Here is a 23,211-nt window from a genome sequence, read left to right on the forward strand (position 1 = left end):
CTCACTCCCGGACCAGGTCGACGGGCGGGGTGGTGGCGTCGGCGAGCCGGACGAGGGCGATCTGGCCGGCGGCGGCCGCGGCCACGACACCGGCGGCGTCGGCCGTCGGGACGAGCAGCGAGACGGTGCCGGAGTCGCTGGTGACCGGACCCGTGACGGCCCCGCCGGACGTCCCGCCGGCCGCGACGACGCGGGCGGCCCCCAGCAGCACCGTCCCGGCGGGCTGGCCGGTGACGGTGGTCGCCCCGTCGGCCGAGACGAGGTAGGCGCGCACGACGTCCCCGGCGGCCAGGGCGGCCGTGGGGCGCTGCTCGGGGCCCAGGACGACACCGACGACGGCGGCCTCGGCGGGCACGGTGTCGCCGGCGAGGAACATCGTGCGGTTGACGAGGGTGTCGGCGGGGATGCGGGTCGTGGCGTAGGTGCCGACGAAGTTGCCCAGCGCCGAGGCGGGCACGGTCGCGGCGCCCTCGGCGGCGACGCGGGCGGTGCCGAGGTCGTCGGCGGTGAGCAGGTCGCCGGGGGCGATGTCGTGCCGGGCGACGAGGACGTCGACGCGGTCGCCGCTGCGGTGCACCACCAGGGCGCTGCCGAGGGCGCCCCCCACGACGAGGACGAGGCCGAACGCGACGAGGGCGGGACGCCGTTCGCGCACGGGCCCGGGCAGCCGCGCGCCGGGGGCGGTCGGTACGGGTTTCGGGGCGCGTCGCGTCGCCGGGGCAGCGGTGGGCATGGCGACGACCGTGCCAGCCGCGGGCGGCGGGTCGCTGCTCCCCGCAGTCGCCGTTGCGCCGTCCGGGGTCCCCCTGTCACCCGGTTCGCGCAGGCCGCCGTCGCGCTGCGTGGTCGCATCGGGTGAGTCCCGCCGGTACCGGCGGGACCCCCGTGGTCGAGCGGTGGGTCAGCGGTGGGCGTGCCCCGGCGCGGGACGGGTGCCGCGCAGGTCGACGACCTCGGGCCGCAGCCACTGCGAGAGCAGGTCGGCGACCAGGCCGACCCGCGGCTCGCGCAGGATCGACATGTGCTCACCGGGCACGGGGACGACCTGGAACGACCCGGACAGGTGCGGCTCCCACTGCCGGCGGGCGCGGGCGTCGACGTCGTCGGCGGCGACCAGGACGAGCGTCCGGCCGTCGTAGACGTCCGTGGTGTACCTGCGCTGCAGGAAGTTCCCCTGCCGGAAGAACCGGACGTAGTGCCCGAGGCCGGCGTGGGCCTTGACGCCGGTCAGCGCCAGCGAGATCCCCTCCTTCACCCTGGCGAGGGTGCTGGGGTACTGCGGGACGGGCATGAGGGCGGGGTCCGGCGGGAAGGAGTCCAGGACGGCCAGGAGCTCGACCTCCTGCCCCGCGCGGCGCAGCTGGTGGGCCATCTCCAGGGCGACGAGCCCGCCGAGGGAGTGCCCGGCGAGCCGGTAGGGGCCGGCCGGCTGCTGCTCGCGGACGGTGGCGACGTGCCGCCGGGCGATCCGCTCGACCGACCAGTCCGGCAGGGCCCGGTTCTCCAGGCCGTTGGCCTGCAGCCCCAGGACGGGGATGCCGGGGGTGATCCGGCGGGCCAGGGTGCGCAGGGCGAGCGCGGCTCCCCCGGCCCCGGCGACGAGGAACAGCGGCCGCTCGGAGCCGTCGGCGCGCAGCGGGACCAGCGTCGGCCGGGCGCTGCGGGTGGTGGACCGCACGGCCGCGGCGAACGAGGCGACCGTGGGGGCCTGCGCGAGCAGGGACGTCCCCCCGCGGGTGCTCACCTGGGCGTCGCCGAGGGCCTCGATGCGGCTGACGAGCGCCTCGGCGGCCAGGGAGTCGCCGCCGAGCTCGAAGAAGTCGTCGTGGACGGAGACGTCGTCGAGCTCGAGGACGGCGCAGAACTGCTCGTGGACGACCTCCTCCCAGCTGGAGCGGGGGATCTCGAACGGGGCGCTGCTGCGGGGCGGTTCGGGCAGCAGGGACCGGTCGAGCTTGCCGCGCTCGGTGCGGGGCAGGGCGTCGAGGAAGACGACGTGCTCGGGGACCATGTGCGAGGGCAGGTTCTCGCGGACGGTGGCGCGGATCGCCGAGGCCTGCGGCCGGGGGCCCTCGGGCACGACGTAGGCGACCAGCGCCATCCGCCCGGTCCGCGGGTTCTCCCGGCCCACGACGAGGGCCTCGCGGACCTCCGGCTGGGCGAACAGCAGCGCGTCGACCTCCCCCGGCTCGACGAGCAGGCCGCGGATCTTGACGCTGTGGTCGCGGCGGCCGAGCAGGCGCAGGCACCCGTCGGCCCCGAGGGTGCCGACGTCGCTGGTGCGGAAGCTGCGCGAGCCGTCCGGGTTGTCGGTGAACACCTCGGCCGTCTTCTCCGGGTTCCGCCAGTAGCGGGCCCCGAGCCAGCGGGAGGTGACCACGATGCGGCCGCTGCCGGTGTCGGCCAGCGTGCCGTCCTCCAGCTCGACCTGCAGCCGCGCCCCCGGCACCGCCCAGCCGACGGGGGTGGCGCCCTCGGGCGCCTCGTCGTCGCCGGTGATGGCGTACTCGGTCATCAGCCACGTCTCGGTGGAGCCGTACCGGTTGCGCAGCACGCACTCGGGCCCGACGGCACGGCGCACGGCGGCCAGCTCGGCCCCGTGGACGGTCTCGCCGGCCATGGTGACGGTGCGCAACCCGTCGAGGCGGCCCGCGGGCCCCAGGGCGGTGACCAGGCCGCGCAGGATGGCCGGGGAGGCGAGCAGGACGTCGGCGCCGACCTCGGCGAGGAAGCCGGGCAGGTCGGTGACGGGGCGGCGGCGGGGGTCGAACAGCTCCAGGCGGGCCCCGGCCAGCAGGCCGGCCAGGGTGGGGGTGGTGCCGGCGCTGAAGGCCATCGGCAGCAGGTGCGCCACGACGCTCCCGGCGCGGTAGGCGCCGGTGCCCTCGGAGTTGACCCAGGTGTCGTGCAGGATCGAGCGGTGGTCGCAGGCGACGCCCTTGGGCGCCCCGGTGGACCCGGAGGTGTAGACGATGACGGCGACGTCGTCGGGCGAGGCGGTGGTCCCCAGCAGGGCGGCGGCCGCGGCGAGGTGGTCGGCGCCGGCGACCGCCGCGCCGTCGGGGTCGACGACCGTGCCGGCGACCTGGGCGGCGGTGGGGCGGCGGTCGGCGTCGCTCACGCAGAGCGTGGCGCCGGCCGCCTGCACGTAGTGCCGCAGGCGGGCCGCGGGCGTCGTCGGGTCGAGCACGACGACGGGGTGGCCGGCGGCGATGACGCCCACGACGGCGGCGACGGCACCGACGTCGTGGCCGCGCAGCACGGCGACGGGCAGGTCCTGGGCCGGCGCGCCGGTCCCGGCGTGGTGGGCCAGCACGGCCTCGCGCACCCGCGCGGCCCGGACCAGCAGGTCCGCTCCCCGCAGGCGCGTCGTGCCGTCCGCGGCGACGACCTGGTCGGCGCGGGCCAGGGCCACGTCGACGATGCGCGGGACCAGCTGACCCTGCGCGTGTTCCTCGGAGAACCTCGTGAACCCCTCGTCCACGACGCCCCTCGTTGCGTTGCCCCCCACGGGTGAGCCCCCTCCCCCGACCGGCGCAAGATCCGGTCTCGTGTGGCCGAACCATAGCCCGAACCGGGGCCGTCGTTCGGCCGAGTGGAACCGTTCCGGGTCAGATCTCTCCGACTGGTCGATGATCTGCTACCCAGGGTTCTTCGGGGGCCACGAGGAGTGGCGGAACACGGGTCGGGAACGCCGAGAACCCTTCCGTGGTGGCAGGTTTCAGGCCGCGTCGCCGCGGGCCACGAGTTCGCGCGCCAGCTGCCGGTAGGCCTCCGCCCCCGGGTGCGACCCGGCGTACGTCGTGATCGGCTCGGCGGCCACGGTCGCGTCGGGGAACTTCACCGTGCGGCCGATGACGGTGTGGAACACGTCGTCGCCGAAGGCGTCCACGACGCGCGTCACGACCTCCCGGCTGTGCAGCGTCCGGCCGTCGTACATCGTGGCCAGGATCCCGTCGATCTCCAGCGCCGGGTTCAGCCGCTCCCGGACCTTCTCGATCGTCTCGACCAGCAGCGCCACCCCGCGCAGGGCGAAGAACTCGCACTCCAGCGGGATGAGGACGCCGTGCGAGGCCGTCAGCGCGTTCACCGTCAGCAACCCGAGGGACGGCTGGCAGTCGATGAGCACGACGTCGTAGTCGGCCAGCGCCGGCCGCAGCGCCCGGGCCAGCACCGACTCGCGCGCCACCTCCCCCACCAGCTGCACCTCGGCGGCCGACAGGTCGATGTTCGCCGGCAGCAGGTCCAGCCCCTCCACCGACGTCTCGCGGATCACCTCGCGCACGTCCGTGCCGCGCTCCATGAGGAGCTGGTAGACCGTCTTGTCCAGCTCGTGCGGGTTGATGCCCAACCCGGCCGACAGCGCCCCCTGCGGGTCGAAGTCGACCAGCAGCACCCGGCGGCCGTACTCGGCCAGCGCCGCCCCCAGGTTGATGGTGGTCGTCGTCTTGCCGACCCCGCCCTTCTGGTTGCACATCGAGATCACCCGGGCCGGGCCGTGGTGCTCCAGCCGGGCCGGCACCGGGAACGAGGGCAGCGGCCGCCCGGTGGGACCGTCCTGCGGCCCGAGCTCGATCTGCGACTGCACGGCCCGCGCCTCACCGCCGGACGCACCCGCCTCCGGGGCCACCGGGGCCACCGGGGCCGGCGGCGCGGGCTCGGCGGGCTCCGCGGGCGGCGACGCGGGCGGCCCCGCCGAGGCGACCACCGGCTCCGGCGCGAGCTGCCCGGGAGCGACCGGACGCGGCACCGGCGGCTGCGACGCCCGTTCACGGAACGCGTCGACGCCGGGCCCGAAGACGGACGGGGAGGCGGTGGCGGGCGGCGGGAACTCGCTGGTCACGGGAGGTGGCACTTCCTCGGGCGGTCGTCGGGGGCGTACTGCGGTCAGGACGGTCTGCGGTGACCTTAGTCGTCCGTCCGGCCGACCGGGGTCGACGGGTCGTGAGGATCCGAGCGCGGACCGTCCGTCCCGGTCGCCCGCGGGTGCGACCCGGTGTGCACCTCGCGCAGGTCGTCGGCGGTGACGAGCGTGTACACCTGCGTCGTGGTCACCGAGGCGTGCCCCAGCAGCTCCTGCACCACGCGCACGTCGGCCCCGCCGCGCAGCAGGTGCGTGGCGAAGGAGTGCCGCAGCGTGTGCGGGGAGACCGCCCGCGTGATGCCCGCCCGCCGCGCCGCCGACTGCAGCACGGCCCACGCGCTCTGCCGCGACAACCGCCCGCCGCGGGTGTTCACGAACAGCGCCGGCGTCCCCCGGCCGGCACCGACCAGCTGCGGCCGGGACCGGACCAGGTACTGCTCCAGGGCCCGCTGCGCGTACGACCCCACCGGGACCACCCGCTCCTTGGACCCCTTGCCCCGCAGCCGGACCACCCCGGTCTCCCCCAGCACCTCGGCCGAGACGTCGTCGACGTCCAGGCCCACGGCCTCGCTGATGCGCGCGCCGCAGCCGTACAGGACCTCCAGCAGCGCCCGGTCCCGCAGCGGCACCGCCGACAGCGCCCCGTCCCCGCCCAGGCCGGCCGTCGCCAGCAGCCGCTCGACCTCCTCCAGCGTCAGCGCCGTCGGCAGCCGCCGCGGCGGCGTGGGCGGGCGCACGCCCACCGCCGGGTCGCCCTCGCTGCGCCCCTCGGCGTGCAGGAAGCGGTGCCAGCCGCGCACCGCCGAGGCCGCGCGCGCCGCCGAGCTCGCCGTCAGCGCCGCGCCGCCGTCACCGCCGGAGCGCAGCGCCACGACGAAGGCGCTGACCGCGGCCTCGTCGACGGCGGCCGGGTCCAGCACCCCGCGGGCGGTGAGGAAGCGCACGTAGCGGGCCAGGTCCCGCCGGTAGGCGCCCAGGGTGTTCGCCGACAGGCCGCGCTCCACCTGCAGGTGCCCGAGGTAGTCGCGGACCGCCCGGTGCAGCGCTGCCGGCTCCTCCCCCTCGGGCGGACCCGGGCGCGTGGCGAGGGACGGTGCGGACACGTGGACGACCCTAGGGGACCGACCCGGTCCGGGGCCGGGCCCCACGCGGGGACCAGGGTCGCAGGTCCCTTCAAGGCCGTCACCCGTCCGGCCGAGAACAGCGGCATGCGCCCGTCCAGAACGTCACCGTCCGGGGTCGAACGCCGCTTCGGCGACGACGAGCTCATCGTCACCAAGACCGACTCCCGGGGCGTCATCACCTACGCCAACGACGTCTTCCTGCGCGTCTCCGCCCTCACCGAGGCCGAGGCCGTCGGACAGCCGCACAACCTCATCCGCCACCCCGCGATGCCCCGCGCGATCTTCGACCTGCTGTGGGAGACGCTGCGCGACGGCCAGGAGATCTTCGCCTACGTCGTCAACCTGGCCGCCGACGGCGCGCACTACTGGGTCCTGGCGCACGTCACCCCCAGCCTCGACGCCACGGGCCGGCTGCTCGGCTACCACTCCAGCCGCCGCGCCCCGGCCCCGGCGGCCGTCGCCCCGGTCCGCCGCCTCTACGAGGAGCTGCTGGCCGTCGAGGCCGGCCACGCCCGCCCCGCCGACGCCGTCGCCGCCTCCCGCGCGCTGCTGACCGAACGACTGGCCGGCCAGACCTACGACGAGTTCGTCTGGTCGCTCATCCCGCTGGGGGACGCCGCGTGAACCGCCTGCGCCGCAACGCCACCGCCCGGGGCACCGATTACGGACAGGCCGTCCGCGCCGTCGTCGCCGTCGCCTCCCGGGCCGCCGACGGCGACCTGGAGGCCCGCGTCCCGCACCTGGGCGACGACCCGCTGCTGGTGGAGCTGCGGACGGCGTTCAACCACCAGCTCGACATGACCGACGCCTTCGTCCGCGACGCCTCCGCGACGCTGACGGCCGCCAGCGAGGGCCGCTTCCACCGCCGGTTCCTGCTCGGCGGGACCCGCGGGGCGTTCCGCAACGGCGCCCGGGTCCTGGACGCGGCCCGGCAGGCCAGCGCCAACGCCGGCGCCGAGCTCGACCGGGCCACCGCGGCCCGGCTGGCGCTGGCCGACGAGCTGGAGAGCACCGTGCTCTCGGCCTCCGAGCAGGTCAGCGCCGGCGCCACCAGCGCCGGGTCGGGGGCGGCCGAGCTGGCCCGCACCGCCCGCGACGCCGTGGAGCAAGCGCAGCGCGCCGTGCACACCGTGGGGTCGCTGCGCGAGGCCTCGGCCCGCATCGAGGAAGCGGTCAAGCTCATCGAGAAGGTCGCGGCCCAGACGCGGCTGCTCTCGCTCAACGCCACCATCGAGGCCGAGCGCGCCGGTGAGGCCGGGCGCGGGTTCGCCGTCGTGGCCGAGGAGGTCAAGCGCCTGGCCGACCAGGCCGCGCAGACCAACGCCGTCATCGCCGCGCAGGTCGCCGCCTCCCAGCGGGCGACCGAGGAGGCGGTGGGCGTCATCGAGGGCGTGGCCCGCAGCATCGAGGGGATGGACGCCGAGGTGGGCGCCATCACCGACGCCGTCTCCGGCGGCTCCGGGACCACCGGGCTGTCGGAGGTCGCCGGTCTCCTGCAGCAGCAGGTGACCGGCTTCGTCGCGACGGTCCGGGGGTCCTGAGCCTCAGCGCGAGGGCGTGCTCAGCCCGGTCGGCCACGGGGCGTCGGCCGGGCGCAGGGCGTCCAGCCCGGTGGCCCGGGCCGCGTGCAGCGCGAGGACGCCGATGACGGTGCCGGGGTTGGCCAGCCGCCCCTCCAGCACCGCCCTCACGGCCTGCGCCAGCGGCACCCGCACGGGGACGAGGTCCTTCTCCTCGTCCTCGCGCACGTGCCGGTCCGCCTCGGGCACGGCCGACAGGCCCCGCGCCAGGTAGATCCGGTTCGCCTCGCTCGACCCGCCCGGGGAGTTGAACCAGTCCGTCAGGACCGCCCAGTCCGAGGCGACCAGGTCGGCCTCCTCGGCCAGTTCGCGCTGGGCGGCCAGCAGCGGCGACTCGCCGTCGACGTCGAGCAGGCCCGCGGGCAGTTCCCACAGCTCCCGCCGCACGGGGTGCCGGTACTGCTGGATGAACAGGACGTTCTCGTCGTCGTCGAGGGCCAGGACCGTCACCGCGCCGGGGTGGCGCTGCAGGTCCCGCACGACGGTCTTCCCCCCCGGGAGCTCGACCTCCTCGCGCACGACGTCCCAGACGCGGCCGGTGAACACCACGTCCGACCCGGCCAGCCGCCGCTCGACGGGCGCGTCGGACAGGTCCGCCCCGTCGACGACGGGGACCTCCAGCTCGGCCGGGAAGCTCACGCGTTCGCCTCCGTCAGTTCCTCGCCGACCTCGGCGACCGGCTCGGGCTCGACGTCGAGGAGCTGCCCCTCGCGCTGGCGGTCCAGGGCCGCGGCCACCAGGCCGGAGAACAGCGGGTGCGAGCGGGTCGGGCGCGACTTGAACTCCGGGTGCGCCTGGGTGCCCACGTAGTACGGGTGCACCTCGGCGGGCAGTTCGACGAACTCGACCAGCTCGCGGTCCGGGGAGGTGCCGGAGAACACCAGCCCCTTCGCCGACAGCTCGTCGCGGTAGGAGTTGTTCACCTCGTAGCGGTGCCGGTGCCGCTCGGAGATCCGCTCGCTGCCGTAGGTCGCTGCGACGACGGACCCCTTCTGCAGCAACGCTTCGTAGGACCCCAGGCGCATCGTGCCACCCATGTCGCCCTCACCGGAGACGATCTCGCGCTGCTCGGCCATCGTCGCGATGACCGGGTACTGCGCGTCCGGTTCGAACTCGGTGGAACTGGCGTCCTCCAGACCCGCGACGTTGCGGGCGTACTCGATCACCATGCACTGCAGGCCCAGGCACAGGCCCAGCGTCGGGACGCCGTTCTCGCGCGACCACCGCAGCGCGCCGAGCTTGCCCTCGATCCCGCGGACACCGAAACCACCCGGCACGCAGACCGCGTCGACGCCGTGCAGCTGCTTGTGCGCCCCTTCGGGGGTGGCGCACTCGTCGGCGGGGACCCAGCGGATGTCCACCTTGGCGTCCTCGGCGAAACCACCGGCGCGCAGCGCCTCGGTGACCGACAGGTACGCGTCGGGCAGGTCGATGTACTTGCCGACCAGCGCGATCTCGACACGGCGGCGCGGGTTGTGCACGCGGCGCAGCAGGTCGTCCCAGGTCGACCAGTCCACGTCGCGGAAGCTCAGGCCGAGCTTGCGCACGAGGTAGGCGTCCAGGCCCTCGCGGTGCAGGACCTTGGGGATGTCGTAGATCGACGGCGCGTCGATGGCGGCGACCACGGCCTCGTCGTCGACGTCGCACATCGAGGCGATCTTGCGCTTCACGCCCTCGGGGATCTCCCGGTCGGCGCGGCAGACGATCGCGTCGGGCTGGATGCCGATGTTGCGCAGCTGGGCGACCGAGTGCTGGGTCGGCTTGGTCTTCAGCTCCCCGCTGGGCCCGATGTAGGGCACCAGGGAGACGTGGACGAAGAACACGTTGTCGCGCCCGAGGCGCTGGCGCACCTGGCGGGCGGCCTCGAGGAACGGCAGCGACTCGATGTCGCCGACGGTCCCGCCGACCTCGGTGATGATGATGTCGATGTCGTCGCGGGCCTGGGCGCGCATCCGGTCGACGATCTCGTTGGTGATGTGCGGGATGACCTGGACGGTGTCGCCGAGGTACTCCCCGCGCCGCTCCTTGGCGATGACCGACGAGTACACCTGCCCGGTCGTGACGTTCGCCGAGGCGTCGAAGCGCACGTCGAGGAAGCGCTCGTAGTGGCCGATGTCGAGGTCGGTCTCGGCCCCGTCGTCGGTGACGAAGACCTCACCGTGCTGGAACGGGTTCATCGTGCCGGGGTCGACGTTCAGGTACGGGTCGAGCTTCTGCATGGCCACGCGGAGACCGCGGGCGCGGAGCAGGCGACCGAGGCTGGAGGCCGTCAAACCCTTCCCGAGGGAGCTGGCCACCCCCCCGGTGACGAAGACGTGCTGGGTCTGGGACTCGGGGGTGCTGCGGTTCGCCACGGGGTTCGATCGTACCCGACGGCCCCTGCCGCCGACACCGCGACGACCGGTTCAGCCGCGCGCGGCGCGGTGGACCCGCCGGACCTGCTCCAGCGCGGCCTCCCCGGTGGGCAGCTCCGCGGCGCGCTGGGCCGAGCGCTGGGCCCGCACCGCCCGCTCCGCCGGGTCCCCGGCCAGGCGCCGCAGGGCGCCGGCCAGGCCCGCCGCGTCGCCCACCGGCACCAGGACGGCGGCCTCGCCGGTCACCTCGCGGGTCCCCCCGGCGTCGGTCGCCACCAGCGGCACCCCGGCCCGCAGGGCCTCCTGGACGAAGACGGGCTGGCCCTCCCAGACGCTCGCGCTCACGGCGACGTCGGCGGCGGCCAGCAGGTCCGCGACGTCGTCGCGGCGCCCCAGCAGCCGCACCGGCAGGCCCTGCGCGCGGATCGTCGCGGCCAGCTGCGCGCGCAGCGGGCCGTCCCCGGCCACGGCGACCGGGACACCGCTGCGGCCCGCGGCCTCCAACAGCGTCCCCAGGCCCTTCTGCGGCGCCAGCCGCGCCACGGCCAGCGCGACGGGCCCCGCGCCCAGGACGGCCCGGCCCCGGGCGGCGTCCCCGGCCGGCAGCGGCGGCGCCGGGACCAGGGCCCGGTCGGCGACGCCCGCGCCGGCCCGGCGGGCCCGGGCGAGCAGGTCCCCGGAGACGGCCAGGACGACGTCGGCGCGGCGGCACACCACGCCCAGCACCGCCGCGCCCAGCCGCGCCCGCGGCCCCGAGCCGAGGACGGCGTTGTGCAGCGTCACCACGAACGGGGTGCGGCGGCCCAGCGCGAGCGCCGCCACGAAGCCGGCGCGGACGCCGTGGGCGTGCACGAGCGCCCCCGGCGCCGCGCGGACCGCCCGGCGCAGGTCCCGCGCGGCCCGCAGGTCGCGGACGGGGTCGATGCTGGCGCCGATCTCCACGGCGGTCGCGGGGACGCCGAAGGCGAAGCGCCGCAACGTCTGCGTGGGGGCGGCCACGCGCACGTCGGTGCCGTCGGCGCGCAGCCCGGCGCACAGCGCCGCGACGTGCCGCCCGACCCCGCCGGCGCTGCTGCCGAGCACGAACACGACCGGTCCCACGGTGCCTCCCGGGTTCACCGGCGGACGACCCGCCGGAGGTTGCCCGCGAGCGCCGTCAGCTCGCGGGGGGCGCTCAGCCGGGCCACGCCGACCCAGACGACGGTGGCGACGACGGCGGCCAGGACGCCCTGCCCGACGGCCGCCACGGGGTGCCCGAGGTGCCACCGGGCGGTGAGCGCGACCCCGACGGCGCCGCCGGCGGCCGCGCACAGCAGCCCCGCGGCCAGGGTGCGGCCCACGCCCCGCAGCGCCCCCGGCACCGCGCGGTGCACCGACCGCAGCAGCAGCGCCCCGGCGGTGCTCAGGCCGAGGGTGTGGGCCAGCGCGAGGGCCGCCACGACGCGGTCGTCGGGCAGCAGCGGCGGCAGCGCGACCAGGCCGGCGAGGACCACCGCCCAGCCGGCGACCGCCCCGGTGGCGGCGCTGCGGCCGGCGCCGAGGGTGTACAGCGCCCGGGTCAGCAGGGCGACGAGGCCGTAGCCGAGCAGGGCGGGGGCGAACAGGACCAGCGCGAGGGAGAGGTCGCCCGTGCGGCCGGACCCGACGGCCCCGCCGACGAAGACGACGGCCACCGGGACGGCCACGGCGGCCAGCGCGGCCGCCCCCAGGGAGCTGACCAGCAGCACCACCCGCACCGAGGGCGCCAGCAGGCCGGCCAGCTCGGCGCGGCCGGCGTCGGCGGCCCGGGCCAGGCGGGGGAAGACGGCGGTCGCGACGGGGACGGCGAGGACGGCGTACGGCAGCAGGAACAACGTCCAGGCGTAGTTCCACCGGTTCAGCGCACCCTCGCCGGCGTCGTTGGACACGACGGCGACCGCGACCGTGACGACCTGCTGGGCCAGCAGGACGGCCAGGCCGGACAGCGCCAGCGTCCGCAGCCGGGGACCGTCACCGGGGGCCGGGCGCAGCGCGGGGCGCCAGCGGACGGGCCCGCGCAGCGCCGACACCTGGGTCAGCGCCATCGCCAGGACGCCCAGGGTGGTGCCGCCGGCCAGCACGGCCACCCCCGCCGCGGGGACGTCGGCGAGCCCGGCGCGCACGACGGCCGCCGGGACGAGCGCGCCGACGAGGAGGTAGCTGGCGCCGACGACGAGGCTGGAGACGAGGGGGGCGGCGGCCGGGGCGGTGAACCGCTGCTGCGCCTGCAGCACCCCGGCGAAGACCACGGCGACCGCGTAGAGCGGGACCTGGGGCAGGAACACCCACAGCATGACCGTCCCGGTGCTCAGCAGGGAGTCCCCGCAGCCGCCGGAGGCCCCGTCCTGCAGCAGCAGCGCCATGACCGGCCGGGCCAGGGCCGCCGTGAGCGCGGCGACGACCAGGAGGACCAGCACGCTCCAGGTGAGCGCGGCCGAGGCGGTGCGGGAGGCGGCGGCCCGGTCGGCGGGGTCGGCCGAGGCCAGCCGGGAGGACAGCAGCGGCACCAGGACCCCGGCCAGCGCTCCCCCGGCGACGACCTCGAACAGGACGTTCGGGACGAGGTTGGCGGTCGTGTAGGCGGTGCCCAGGCACGTCTCGCCGACGGTCTGGCTGAAGGCGAGGACCCGGCCGAACCCGGCGAGACGGGCGAAGACCGTGAGGATCGCGACGGACGCCGCGGCGGCCGCCACGGACCGGGTCCGTGCCGTCACGGGCGCCCGAGCCGGTCGAGCTCGCGCAGCAGCGGCTGCGCCTCGATGACCCGGCTGAAGCTCACCTTCTCCGAGGCCAGGGTGAGCCCGACGACGACGGCCAGGGCCGCGACCCGGCCCGGACGGCGCCAGCGGGCCAGGGCGGCGACGCCGAGCACGGCGCCCAGCGCGTTGGCGCCGGTGTCGCCGAGCATGCTGCGACCGGCGAGGTCGTCGGCCAGGACGGCGGTGCAGGCGCCCGCGACGGCCCCGGCCAGGGGACGGGCGGGGCCGGCGGCCCGCCCCGGGCACAGCGACAGGGCGGCGACGGCGGCGACCTTCGCGGCCCGTCCCGGCCGCAGGTCGAAGAGGTTGAGCAGGTTCGCCGAGCCCGCGACGAGCGCGCCGCCGAGCACGGTGTCGGCGACGGCGACCGGCGTGCGGGGACGTTCGGCCACGGCGGCGGCCACCAGGCCGGTGACCCCGATGCCCAGGACCTTCCAGGCGCCGGTCGTCAGCCGGCCGCGGCGCAGCGCGGCGAGGTGACCGGCCAGCCCGCGGGCGCCACCGGCCCGGTCGCCGGCGCGTTCGGTGAGGTCGTCGAGGGCGCCGAAGCCGGCGGCGCCCACCGCGGCGAGCGCCCCGGCGGCCCCCCAGGGCGAGGTCGCGGCGAGGGTCCCGGTGGTGACGGCGAGCGCGGCCGTCGGCCCCTCCAGGAGCGTCACGGTCCGCCCGGCGTGGTTCGTGCGGTCCCAGCGCGCGGCGCCGCCGGGCGGTCGCCGCCGCAGCAGCTCCCCGGCCCGCCGGCCCGCCCCGCGCGCCGCGGCGGCGGCGGCGGCGGTGCGCAGCAGCGGGCTCACGGCGCGGCCGCCGGCAGCGGCGGGCTGACGGCCGTGGCCGAGTCGGACGTGCCGTACTGCCCCGCGCCGCCGGACAGCTGCTGGCGCAGGGCCAGGACGACGTTGACCTGCCCGATCGGGGAGTCGAGGTCGTCGACGCTGCTGACGGCGGCGCTCAGGTCCCCGTCGGCGCGCAGGACCGCGACGGGACCGCCGTCGGCGGCGGCCTCGACGGGACCGGCGAGCACCGCGCCGGCGCTGGCCGCGTCGAGCTCGCGGGCCAGCGCGGTCAGGGCGTCGGCGGTCGACTCCTGCGCGGCGCTGGTGGCGTCGGTGTCGGCCGCCCCGCCGACGAGGAGGGCCAGGGTGCCGCGGGCCGCGGCGGAGTCGGCCCCGCCGCTCACCTCCACGAGCCCGGCGTCCACCAGGGTGCTCAGCGCCGTCTGCGCGGCCTGGTCGGGCGGACCGGCCTGCGCGAGCTCGGTGCTGACCAGCGACCGGGCGAGCTCGGTGGCCAGCAGCGCGTCGACCCCGGCGGTGCCGGTGCCGTCGGAGGCGCCGTCGGTGCTGCCGTCGGTGCCGCCGTCGTCGGTCGGGGTCGGCGCGGGCTGCCCGGACAGGCCCGCCGCCGTCGCGCGACGGTCGGCCACCGCGGTCGAGGACGCGTCGAACCACTTGTCCTGCACCGTGACCCGCGAGGACACCGAGGCTCCCGCGGCCTCCAGGACGTCGACGGTGGCGTCGACCTGGCTGGAGTCGGCGCCGGGCAGCTCGACGATGGCGACGCTGCGGCCGCCGAGCTGGCGGGCCACCAGGGCCGGGGCGACGGCCTGCGCCCAGGCGTCCTGCTGCTCGGCGGTGCGCAGCGCGTCGTCCCGCTCGGTGCGCAGGGTGTTCTTCTCCTCGGTCAGCTGCCTGACCTGGTCGGTGATGCCGGTGGAGATGCCCTCGTTGAGCGGGCCCGCGCCGAGCACGATGCCGACCGCGAGGGCGAGGAACACCGACACCAGCGAGACCACGTGGTACCGGAAGTCGATCACTGCGTGTCCTGTCGGTCGGGGCTGGTGCGGGTGCGGGGGTGGCCGGGCCCGGTCACGGGCCCTGCCCCGGCCACAGCCCCGCGACCCAGGCCCAGGCGTCCTCCAGCCGCGCGCCGGTCACCGCGAGGATCGCCTGCCCGGTGGGGGTCACGAGCAGCGCCGCCACGAGGGCCAGGACCCCGGCCAGGACGAGGACGAGGACCTGCGCGTCGGAGACCCGGGAGCGGTAGAGCCGCGAGACGCCCTTGGCGTCGACGAGCTTGCCGCCCACCCGCAACCGGGTGAGGAACGTGCTGGCCATCCCGGCGCGGCCCTTGTCGAGGAACTCCACCAGGGTGACGTGCGTGCCGACTGCGGCGATGAGGGTGGCGCCCTTGTCGTCGGCCAGCAGCATCGCGACGTCCTCGCTGGTGCCGGTCGCGGGGAAGACGACGGCGTCGATGCCCAGCGAGCGCACCCGCTCCAGGCCGGGTGCGCGCCCGTCCCGGTAGGCGTGCACGACGACCTCCGCGCCGCAGCGCAACGCGCTGTCGGACACCGAGTCCATGTCCCCGACGATCAGCTGCGGCTTGTACCCGGCCTCGAGGATCGCGTCCGCGCCGCCGTCGACGCCGATGAGGACCGGCTTGTACTCGCGGATGTAGGGCCGCAACGTGACGAGGTCCTCCTTGTAGTGGTACCCGCGGACCACGATGAGGACGTGCCGGCCGTCGAGGTCGGTGCGGATGTCGGGGACCCCGACCCCGTCGAGCAGGAGCTCGCGCTCGCGGCGCAGGTACTCCATGGTGTTGGCCGCGAAGGCCTCCAGCTGCAGGGACAGCCCGGCGCGGGCGGTCTCCATGTCGGCGGCGACGACGTCGGCGCTGAGGCGGCGGCCGCGGGCCGCGACGCGCTGGTCGACGAGCAGGGTGTCCTCGGTGAGGGTGCCGGTCGCCCCCTCGGACAGCTCGGTCATGACGTCGGCACCGACGTCGTCGAGGACGGGGATGCCCGCCTCGACGAGGATGCCGGGGCCCAGGTTGGGGTAGCGGCCGGAGGTGCTGCGCGAGGCGTTCACGACGGCGGCCGGGGCGCAGGCGACGAGCGCCTCGGCCGACACCCGGTCGAGGTCGAGGTGGTCGATGACGGCGATGTCGCCGGGGCGCAGCCGCTTGGTCAGGCGCTTGGTCCGGCGGTCCACGCGGACGGTGCCGCGGGCCCCGTCGGCGTCGGTGGCCGAACCGGCCGCCGCTCCCGACGCGCCGGCACCGTGCCCCCGCCGACGTCTCGCCACCGGTCCGTTCCCCCTCACCCCTGTGCCCGTCGTCCCCCGCCCGTGCCCGGGGACGCCCCCGATCGTCCCACGCGCGGGCCGCCCGACCGCGCGCCCCTGCTGCCGCGCGCGCGGGTGGGCCGCCCGGTGGGCTCGTCCTGCACCGCTTCGGCACGGCTGGAGCGCAGGAGCTCCTCGGCGTGGGCGCGTTCGGTGCCCGAACCCCGGCCCGAGAGCATGCGCGCCAGCTCCGCGACCCGGCCGTCGTCGTCGAGCCGGACGACCCCGGACTCGGTGACGCTGCCGTCGTCGGTCTTAACCACGGTCAGGTGCGCGTCGGCGAACGCGGCGACCTGGGCGAGGTGGGTGACGACGACGACCTGGGTGCTGCGGGCCAGCCGCGCCAGGCGCCGGCCGATCTCCACCGCGGCGCGCCCACCGACCCCCGCGTCGACCTCGTCGAAGACCATGGTGGGCACCGGGTCGGCGCCCGCCAGGACGACCTCCAGGGCGAGCATGACGCGGGACAGCTCACCGCCGGAGGCCCCGCGGGACAGCGGCCGCGGCGCGGCGCCGGAGTGCGCCGCCAGCAGCAGCTCGACGCCGTCGCAGCCGGCCGGCCCGAGGTCCTGCCCGGTGCGCACCGCGACCTGCAGGCGCGCGCTGGGCATCGCCAGGGCCACCAGCTCGGTCGCGACCCGCTCCTCGAGGTCGGCCGCGGCCGAGCGGCGCACGGCGCTCAGCCGGCCCGCGAGCGCGCGCAGCTCCGCCTCGAGCTCGTCGCGCTCCTTCGCCAGCGCCTCCAGCCGGCCGTCGTCGTCGAGGTCGAGCAGGCGCCGGGAGGCGTCCTGGGTCCAGGCGAGCACCCCGGCGACCCCCTCGGACGGGTCGGCGGCGTACCGGCGGACGAGGGCGCCCAGCTGGGCCCGCCGCTCCTGGACGACCTCCAGCCGCAGGGGGTCGGCGTCCAGGGACTGCGCGTAGGCGGCGACGTCGGTCGCGAGGTCGGCCAGGAGGTAGGAGATCTCCTGCGCCCGGGCGGCGAGGGCCGCCAGCGCCGGGTCGTGGTCCCCGGCCTGCTCCAGGGCCCGGCGGGCGGCGTCGACCCGGCTGTCCGCGCCGCCCTCGGGAACCCCGTCGGCGCCCTCACCGCTGAAGGCCTCGTGGGCGGTCGCGGCGGCGGCGCGCAGGACCTCGACGTGGGCGAGGCGCTCGGCCTCCTCCCGCAGCGCGCCGTCCTCCCCCGGCTGGGGGTCCACCCGTTCGACCTCCTCCAGGCCCAGGCGCAGCAGCTCGGCCTCGCGGGCCCGTTCGACGGTGTGCGCCGCGACGTGGTCGTGCTCGGCGCCGACCGCGCGCCAGCGGGCGTGGAGGCGCTGGTAGGTGGCGAGGTCGTCGGTCAGCCCGGCCCCGGCGAAGGCGTCGAGGACGCGCAGCTGCTGGGTGCCCGACCGCAGCCGGAGCTGGTCGGTCTGGCCGTGCACGGCGATGAGGTGCTCGGAGATCTCGGCGAGCACCCCGACGGGGGCGCTGCGGCCGCCGACGTGCGCCCGGCTGCGGCCGGTGGCCGACAGCGTGCGGGCGATAAGCAGCTCGCCGTGGTCGACCTCGCCCCCGGCCTCGCGGGTGCGGGCCGCGACGGGGCCGTCGTCGGCGACCTGGAGACGGCCCTCCACGACGGCGCTGTCCTCCCCGGCGCGGACGGCCCCGGCGTCGGCGCGCTCGCCCATGAGCAGCCCGAGCCCGGTGACGACCATCGTCTTGCCCGCACCGGTCTCACCGGTGATGACGGTCAGCCCCGGGCCCAGGGGCAGCCGGGCGTCGCGGATGACGCCGAGCGAGCGGATGCGCATCTCCTCGATCACGGTCAGCCCCCGTCCGTCGAGCGCGGCCCGCGCCAGCCGACCACCGGGAGGCCGAACTTGGCGACGAGGCGGTCGGTGAAGACGCCGGTGCTCAGTCGGGCCAGCCGCACGCTCAGGGCCGAGCGGCGCACCTCCACGCGCGCTCCGGCGGGGGCGGCGAAGGTGCGGCGCCCGTCGCACCACAGGACGCCTCCCCCACCGGTCCCGGACAGGACCTCGACCCCGACGACCGAGGTCGGGGCGATCACCAGCGGACGGGCGAACAGGGCGTGGGCGCTGATCGGCACCACGAGCAGGGCCTCCACCTCGGGCCAGACCACGGGACCGCCCGCGGAGAACGCGTAGGCCGTCGACCCGGTCGGCGTGGCGGCGATGACGCCGTCACCGCCGAAGGTGCTCAGCGGCCGGCCGTCGACGTCGACGACGAGCTCGAGCAGCCGCTCGCGGTTGGCCTTCTCGACCGACACCTCGTTGACCGCCCACGAGGAGGCGACGACGCGGCCCTCGACGCTGACCCGCACGTCGAGGGTCATGCGCTCCTCGACGCGGTAGTCGCCGGCCACGACGCGGGCCACGGTGCCCACGATCTCCTCCCGCTCGGCCTCGGCGAGGAACCCGACGTGCCCGAGGTTCACCCCCAGCAGCGGGGTGTCGGTGCCGCGGACGAGCTCGGCCGCGCGCAGGATCGTCCCGTCCCCGCCCAGGACGATGACCATCTCCGCGCCGTCGAGGGCGCCCTCGAGCTCGCACTCCTCGACGAGGGCGCGGTCGGCCACGCTGAGGGCGGCGGCCTCCTCGCGGGTCATGACGGTGCGGATCCCCGCCTCGTGGAAGCGGTGCACCACCTTCGTCAGGGCGCTGAGCGCCTGCGGGCGGCCGGTGTGGGCGAGGACCAGGACGCTGCGGGCGGACGGCGCGCCCCCGGCGCCGCTCACGCGAGCCCCGCCTGCGGGCCCTCGGCGATGGCCCGGGCGAGGTCGCCCTCCTCCAGCCCCGGCGCGCCGGCGGCCAGGTGCAGGAAGTACTCGACGTTCCCGCTGGGCCCGGGCAGCGGGCTCGCCGCGACGCCCCGGACCCCCAGGCCGAGGGCGGCGGCCGCGGCGGCGACCCCCCGCACGGCCTCGGCCCGCAGCTCGGAGCTGCGGACCACCCCGCCGGCGCCGAGCGCCTCGCGGCCGACCTCGAACTGGGGCTTGACCATCAGGACGTGCTCGGCGTCGGGCGCGACGCAGCGCACCAGCGCCGGCAGCACGAGGCCCAGGGAGATGAAGGAGAGGTCGGCGACCACGAGGGAGGGTGCGGGGGCGACCGCCTCGGGCTCCAGGGTCCGGACGTTCGTGCGTTCCAGCACGGTGACCCGGTCGTCGGTGCGCAGCGACCACGCGATCTGCCCGTACCCGACGTCGACCGCCACGACGTGGCCGGCGCCGCGGCGCAGCAGGACGTCGGTGAACCCGCCCGTGCTGGCCCCGGCGTCCAGGCAGCGACGACCGGTCACGTCGACGCCGAAGGCGTCCAGGGCGCCGACGAGCTTGTGCGCTCCGCGCGAGACGTACTCGTCCTGCTCCCCGGAGTCCTCGACGACGATCGCGGCGGCCAGGTCGACCTGGGTCGCGGGCTTGGCGGCCGTCGCCCCGGCGACCCGCACCCGCCCCGCGGTCACGAGCTGACCGGCGTGCTCGCGCGAGCGCGCCAGCCCGCGGCGCACCAGCTCGGCGTCCAGCCGCAGTCGGCGTGCGCCCACGTCAGCCCTCCGCGCCGGCCAGTCGCTCGCGCAGCGCGCGGTCGACGGCGGCGTAGGCCTCGACGTGCTCGTGGACGCCCAGGGCGTCGAGCCCGTCGAGGCGTGCGAGCGCGTCGTCGAGCACCCGGTCCGGCTCACCGGTCGGCTCGGGCGTGGGCGCCGGTGCGCGCGGCGGCACGGGCACGGGGGTCGACGGGCCCTCGGGAACGGTCACGGGCGTCACGCTACAAGCCGTCGCGGACATCGCCCGGTAGACCGTCCACAACCGCGCGTCCGGCCTCTCAGGCGGACGTCCGCAACGCCCCCTCCACGACGGTGACCGCCGCGGTGACGACCTCGGCCCCCCACGGGGTCCCGGCGTCGCGCACGCCCCAGACGGCGGCGGTGGCCGCGCGCAGGACGTCCAGCCCGTCCGGGCCGGTCTCCTCGGCGCGCACGTCGAGCCCCGACGGGCCGGCGCTCACCCGGGCCCGCCGGCACGAGGCCGTCGCGGTCCCGTCGGCGAGCTCGACCACCACCTCGGGGTGGGCGTCCTCGAGCGAGCGGAGGTCCTGTCCCACGTAGGTGGGCCGTTCGTGCGGCTGCGCCGCGAGCAGCTCCCGGACCCCGGTGACCCCGGTGAGCACGAGGAGACCGCGCAGCCCGGCCGTCCGCGCGCCCTGCAGGTCGGTGTCGAGGCGGTCACCCACGACGACCGCGCGCTCGGCCCCGAGCCGCTGCACCGCCGCGTCGAACAGCGCGCGCTCGGGCTTGCCGCAGACGACGTCGGGCGCGCGGCCCGCGGCACGCGCCACGAGGTCGACCAGCAGGCCGTTGCCGGGCGCCGGGCCGCCCGGGGTCGGCACCGTCGCGTCCAGGTTGGTCGCCACCCAGGGCAGGCCCGAGCGGACGGCGTGGGTCGCCTCGGCCAGCTGCCGCCACCCCAGGTCCGGGGAGAACCCCTGGACGACGGCGACGGCTTCGTGCCGGTCCTCGGTGGGACGCAGCCCCACCTGCTCCAGCGCCACCCGCAGGCCCGTGGTGCCGACCAGGAGGATCGGCGACCCGGCGGGGAACCGCAGGGCGAGGTGGTCGGCGGCGGCCTGCGCCGAGTTCACGACGTCCTCGTCGGCGGCGGGGACGGTCAGGTCCCGCAGGTGCGCGGCGACGGTCTCGGGCGGGCGGGAGGCGTTGTTGGTGATGAACCCGAGGCGGTGACCGGCCTCGACGGCCCGGCGCAGCGCCGCCGGGGCGTGCGGGACCGCGTCGGCACCGACGTAGACGACGCCGTCGAGGTCGAGCAGGAGGACGTCGTGCTCGTCGAGCAGCGTCCCGGAGGACGGGAGCAGGGTGGCGGTGGTCGGCGTGCTCACGGGTTCTCCGGGCTCTGCCGCGCCCGGATGGTGGCGCGGACCTGTCGCAGGCGGTCGGCGTACTCGGGCCTGTCCGGGCGCATCGCGTGCGCCATGGCCAGGTGCTCGGCGGCGAGGCCGAACTGACCGAGACGGCTGAGGCTGAGCCCCAGCCCGAAGTGAGCGTAGTCGTCGGCGGGACGGGCGGAGGCGAGGGCCCGGAAGGCCTCCGCCGCCCCGGCCACGTCGCCGGCGTCGTACCGGGCCCGGGCGAGGGCCTCGAGGACCCCGGTCGAGGCCGGCTCCTCGGCGTGCGCCCGAGCCAGCAACGTGGCGGCGGCGGCGGCCTCGCCCGTCTCGAGCAGCGCGAGTCCCCGCTGCAGCCACTCGTACGGTCCCCCGGCCGGCTTGCCGACGGCTCCTGACACGGACGGTCCTCCTCCGGTGCGATCGGGGGTCGAGCGGCACCCGGTCACGTGGACGCCGCGGACCCCGACCGTAGGATGCGACGGGTGGAGGCTGCACGCACGGGGGCGCGCGCCTCCGTCGACGTGCGCGACGGCGCCGTGCTCGCTCCACCGCCGCCGGGGCCGCTGCTGGAGCCCTTCCCCGGCCTGCGGTACGACCCGGCCGTCGCCGGCCCCCTGTCCTCGCTGGTGGCGCCCCCGCACACCGAGCTCGACCGGTCGCACCGGGCGGCCTTCCTGGCGTCGTCCCCCTACGTGGTCACGCACCTGGAACGACCCGAGTACGGCGCGGGCGCCGGGCCGGAGGTGCACCGGTGGCTGGACACCGGGGTGCTCGTCCAGGACCCGTCGTCGTTCTACGTCGTGCGGCAGCGACGGGACGGGCGCACGCAGCACTTCCTGCTCGCCTGCCTCGCCGTGACCGCGGACGACCAGCGGGTGCACCCCCACGAGGACGTGTTCGACCAGGCCGTGGCCGCACGCGTGCAGCGCCTGGACGCCACCGGGGTCGACTCCGAACCCGTGCTGCTCGTCGACGACGCCCCCTGGCCGGTCCCGTGGACGCGTCCGGAGGAGCTGGGCCGGCTCGTGGGCACCACCCCGCACGACGACGGGGCCCCGGGACTGGAGGTCTGGCGCCTGCGCGACGCCGCGACGGTGCAGGCCCTGACGGCCGCCTCGGCCCACCACCGCTTCCTCATCGCTGACGGGCACCACCGGTTCGCCGCGGTCCAGCGCATCGCCCGGCGGACCGAGCGTCCCGCAGGTCTTCTCGTGGCCGTCGTGGACCAGCGCCTGGAGCCGGTGGACCTGCAGCCCCTGCACCGGGTGCTGCCCGCGGTCGCCGCTCAGGAGGTCGTCGAGCACGCTCCCCGACGGCGAGGAGTGACGGTGACCAGCCTCGAGGCAGCCCGTCGGATCACCGACGGCCTGGGCGGTGACCAGGCCCTGGTCCTGCTGCCCAGCCGCGCCGTCGTCGTCGAAGGGGCGCTCAACGGGTCCGGTCGAGCCCTCGGCAGCGGCGCGTGGGTCGACGCGATCATCCGCGCGGGTGGTACCGCATCCGAAGCGGTGCGCTACCAGTACGACCTCGACGGCGTCTGGACGTCGGTGGATCCCGGAGCGGCGGTGCTCCTCCCACGGCCGTCGTTCTCCGCCCTGCTGCAAGCGGTTCAGGACGGTCACGTGATGGGCCGCAAGACGACGTCGTTCCGCCCGAAGCCTCTTGCAGGCACGGTGCTGAGGCTGCGTTGAGGGCGCTGGACCGCGAGGACGCCGGGGTCGTCTGGACCGTAGGCAGACGCAGAGAAGGGGAGACCCCGTCCTGCGCGCTCACGCACGCAAGAGGGATCTCCCCTTCTCTTTTCTCACTGCAAGAGTGAGTGGCCGGCGGTGACCTACTCTCCCACCCAGTCTCCCGGGCAGTACCATCGGCGCTGGTGGGCTTAGCTTCCGGGTTCGGAATGAGACCGGGCGTTTCCCCACCGCTATGACCACCGGACCACACAGGCCAGGATCGAACACACCACCCACCCCCTGCCACCCGAAGGCGCAGACGACGGCGGCGCGGGTTCTCTCCCGAGAACCACACAATGGACGCGAACACTCACAGCAGTGAAGTGTCTTCACTCGTTCACACTCGTTCGTACTCGTTGCACTCCCACACCCATCTCCCAGCCAGCAAGCTGGTGGTGACTGGTGCGTGGTAGACAAGTGATCGGCCTATTAGTACCGGTCAGCTCCACAACTCGCTAGTCGTTGCTTCCACACCCGGCCTATCAACCCCGTCATCTCCAGGGAGCCTCCCACCCCTCACGGGGCACGGAAACCTCATCTCGAAGCAGGCTTCCCGCTTAGATGCCTTCAGCGGTTATCCCTTCCGAACGTAGCCAACCAGCCATGCCCTTGGCAGAACAACTGGCACACCAGAGGTTCGTCCGTCCCGGTCCTCTCGTACTAGGGACAGCCCTTCTCAAGTTTCCAACGCGCGCAGCGGATAGGGACCGAACTGTCTCACGACGTTCTAAACCCAGCTCGCGT

Annotated in this window: 20 protein-coding genes and 2 rRNA genes; 3 read left to right on the top strand and 19 right to left on the bottom strand. The window is 76.3% G+C overall.

What is annotated here, in order from left to right; translation table 11 throughout:
• Position 1: 1 nt before the first annotated feature.
• The 4 genes from ACRYM6_RS00915 to ACRYM6_RS00930 all read right to left on the bottom strand — a co-directional run bounded on the left by ACRYM6_RS00915 (position 2) and on the right by ACRYM6_RS00930 (position 5,967).
• Entirely contained in the window at positions 2 to 733 is a 732-nt protein-coding gene (locus ACRYM6_RS00915; RefSeq protein ID WP_432540500.1) for an SAF domain-containing protein, read from the bottom strand.
• Positions 734 to 901: 168 nt separating this feature from the next.
• Entirely contained in the window at positions 902 to 3,484 is a 2,583-nt protein-coding gene (locus ACRYM6_RS00920) for an AMP-binding protein (protein ID WP_432540501.1), read from the bottom strand.
• Between the two features lie 237 nt (positions 3,485 to 3,721).
• Positions 3,722 to 4,588 (bottom strand): ParA family protein, encoded by an 867-nt coding sequence (locus tag ACRYM6_RS00925; protein WP_432540526.1) that lies wholly within the window; start codon positions 4,586 to 4,588, stop codon positions 3,722 to 3,724.
• A 320-nt stretch (positions 4,589 to 4,908) separates the two neighbouring features.
• The gene (locus ACRYM6_RS00930; protein WP_432540502.1) at positions 4,909 to 5,967 is read right to left on the bottom strand and encodes a site-specific tyrosine recombinase XerD; all 1,059 of its coding nucleotides are present in this window, start codon (positions 5,965 to 5,967) and stop codon (positions 4,909 to 4,911) included.
• Positions 5,968 to 6,072: 105 nt separating this feature from the next.
• Here ACRYM6_RS00930 and ACRYM6_RS00935 point away from each other — a divergent pair, with 105 nt between their 5' ends.
• Positions 6,073 to 6,612 carry a PAS domain-containing protein gene (locus ACRYM6_RS00935; RefSeq protein ID WP_432540503.1) on the top strand — a complete coding sequence of 180 codons (540 nt, stop codon included), beginning with the start codon at positions 6,073 to 6,075 and terminating at the stop codon, positions 6,610 to 6,612.
• Complete coding sequence (locus ACRYM6_RS00940; protein ID WP_432540505.1) at positions 6,609 to 7,529, top strand: methyl-accepting chemotaxis protein; 921 nt, start codon at positions 6,609 to 6,611, stop codon at positions 7,527 to 7,529. Before ACRYM6_RS00935 ends, ACRYM6_RS00940 begins: the two co-directional genes overlap by 4 nt.
• A gap of 3 nt (positions 7,530 to 7,532) precedes the next feature.
• On the opposite strand, the gene ACRYM6_RS00945 is transcribed toward ACRYM6_RS00940, so the two are convergent.
• From ACRYM6_RS00945 to ACRYM6_RS01005, 13 genes are all read right to left on the bottom strand, one after another.
• The gene (locus tag ACRYM6_RS00945) at positions 7,533 to 8,207 is read right to left on the bottom strand and encodes an NUDIX domain-containing protein (RefSeq protein ID WP_432540506.1); all 675 of its coding nucleotides are present in this window, start codon (positions 8,205 to 8,207) and stop codon (positions 7,533 to 7,535) included.
• Positions 8,204 to 9,922 (bottom strand): CTP synthase, encoded by a 1,719-nt coding sequence (locus ACRYM6_RS00950; RefSeq protein WP_432540507.1) that lies wholly within the window; start codon positions 9,920 to 9,922, stop codon positions 8,204 to 8,206. Before ACRYM6_RS00950 ends, ACRYM6_RS00945 begins: the two co-directional genes overlap by 4 nt.
• Positions 9,923 to 9,973: 51 nt before the next feature.
• Positions 9,974 to 11,023, bottom strand: coding sequence for a glycosyltransferase family 4 protein (locus tag ACRYM6_RS00955; protein WP_432540508.1), 1,050 nt, complete (start codon positions 11,021 to 11,023; stop codon positions 9,974 to 9,976).
• A 14-nt stretch (positions 11,024 to 11,037) separates the two neighbouring features.
• Complete coding sequence (gene murJ, locus ACRYM6_RS00960; RefSeq protein ID WP_432540509.1) at positions 11,038 to 12,633, bottom strand: murein biosynthesis integral membrane protein MurJ; 1,596 nt, start codon at positions 12,631 to 12,633, stop codon at positions 11,038 to 11,040.
• 17 nt (positions 12,634 to 12,650) lie between these two features.
• Positions 12,651 to 13,493: a hypothetical protein gene (locus tag ACRYM6_RS00965; protein ID WP_432540510.1), complete on the bottom strand. Its 843-nt coding sequence runs from the start codon at positions 13,491 to 13,493 to the stop codon at positions 12,651 to 12,653.
• Positions 13,490 to 14,512 (bottom strand): copper transporter, encoded by a 1,023-nt coding sequence (locus ACRYM6_RS00970; RefSeq protein WP_432540511.1) that lies wholly within the window; start codon positions 14,510 to 14,512, stop codon positions 13,490 to 13,492. The genes ACRYM6_RS00965 and ACRYM6_RS00970 overlap by 4 nt, the downstream gene beginning before the upstream one ends.
• Before the next feature lie 52 nt (positions 14,513 to 14,564).
• Positions 14,565 to 15,785 (bottom strand): putative cytokinetic ring protein SteA, encoded by a 1,221-nt coding sequence (steA, locus tag ACRYM6_RS00975; RefSeq protein WP_432540512.1) that lies wholly within the window; start codon positions 15,783 to 15,785, stop codon positions 14,565 to 14,567.
• Positions 15,786 to 15,799: 14 nt separating this feature from the next.
• Positions 15,800 to 17,617, bottom strand: a complete 1,818-nt coding sequence (gene recN, locus ACRYM6_RS00980; protein WP_432540527.1) for a DNA repair protein RecN — start codon at positions 17,615 to 17,617, stop codon at positions 15,800 to 15,802.
• Between the two features lie 14 nt (positions 17,618 to 17,631).
• Positions 17,632 to 18,564, bottom strand: a complete 933-nt coding sequence (locus tag ACRYM6_RS00985) for an NAD kinase (RefSeq protein WP_432540513.1) — start codon at positions 18,562 to 18,564, stop codon at positions 17,632 to 17,634.
• On the bottom strand, positions 18,561 to 19,373 hold the full coding sequence (locus ACRYM6_RS00990) for a TlyA family RNA methyltransferase (protein ID WP_432540514.1): 813 nt from the start codon (positions 19,371 to 19,373) through the stop codon (positions 18,561 to 18,563). The genes ACRYM6_RS00985 and ACRYM6_RS00990 overlap by 4 nt, the downstream gene beginning before the upstream one ends.
• A gap of 1 nt (position 19,374) precedes the next feature.
• Entirely contained in the window at positions 19,375 to 19,587 is a 213-nt protein-coding gene (locus ACRYM6_RS00995) for a hypothetical protein (protein WP_432540515.1), read from the bottom strand.
• Between the two features lie 67 nt (positions 19,588 to 19,654).
• Positions 19,655 to 20,725 (bottom strand): HAD-IIA family hydrolase, encoded by a 1,071-nt coding sequence (locus ACRYM6_RS01000; RefSeq protein ID WP_432540516.1) that lies wholly within the window; start codon positions 20,723 to 20,725, stop codon positions 19,655 to 19,657.
• Positions 20,722 to 21,132: a tetratricopeptide repeat protein gene (locus ACRYM6_RS01005; RefSeq protein WP_432540517.1), complete on the bottom strand. Its 411-nt coding sequence runs from the start codon at positions 21,130 to 21,132 to the stop codon at positions 20,722 to 20,724. The genes ACRYM6_RS01000 and ACRYM6_RS01005 overlap by 4 nt, the downstream gene beginning before the upstream one ends.
• A gap of 84 nt (positions 21,133 to 21,216) precedes the next feature.
• On the opposite strand from ACRYM6_RS01005, the gene ACRYM6_RS01010 reads away from it, so the two are divergent.
• Positions 21,217 to 22,425: a DUF1015 family protein gene (locus ACRYM6_RS01010; protein ID WP_432540518.1), complete on the top strand. Its 1,209-nt coding sequence runs from the start codon at positions 21,217 to 21,219 to the stop codon at positions 22,423 to 22,425.
• Positions 22,426 to 22,555: 130 nt separating this feature from the next.
• On the opposite strand, the gene rrf is transcribed toward ACRYM6_RS01010, so the two are convergent.
• Positions 22,556 to 22,672, bottom strand: a 5S ribosomal RNA gene (gene rrf / locus ACRYM6_RS01015).
• A gap of 204 nt (positions 22,673 to 22,876) precedes the next feature.
• Positions 22,877 to 23,211 (bottom strand): 23S ribosomal RNA (locus tag ACRYM6_RS01020); the annotation flags it as partial.

Origin of the sequence: Kineococcus rugosus (genome assembly GCF_050871975.1) — a bacterium.
GTDB lineage: Bacteria > Actinomycetota > Actinomycetes > Actinomycetales > Kineococcaceae > Kineococcus.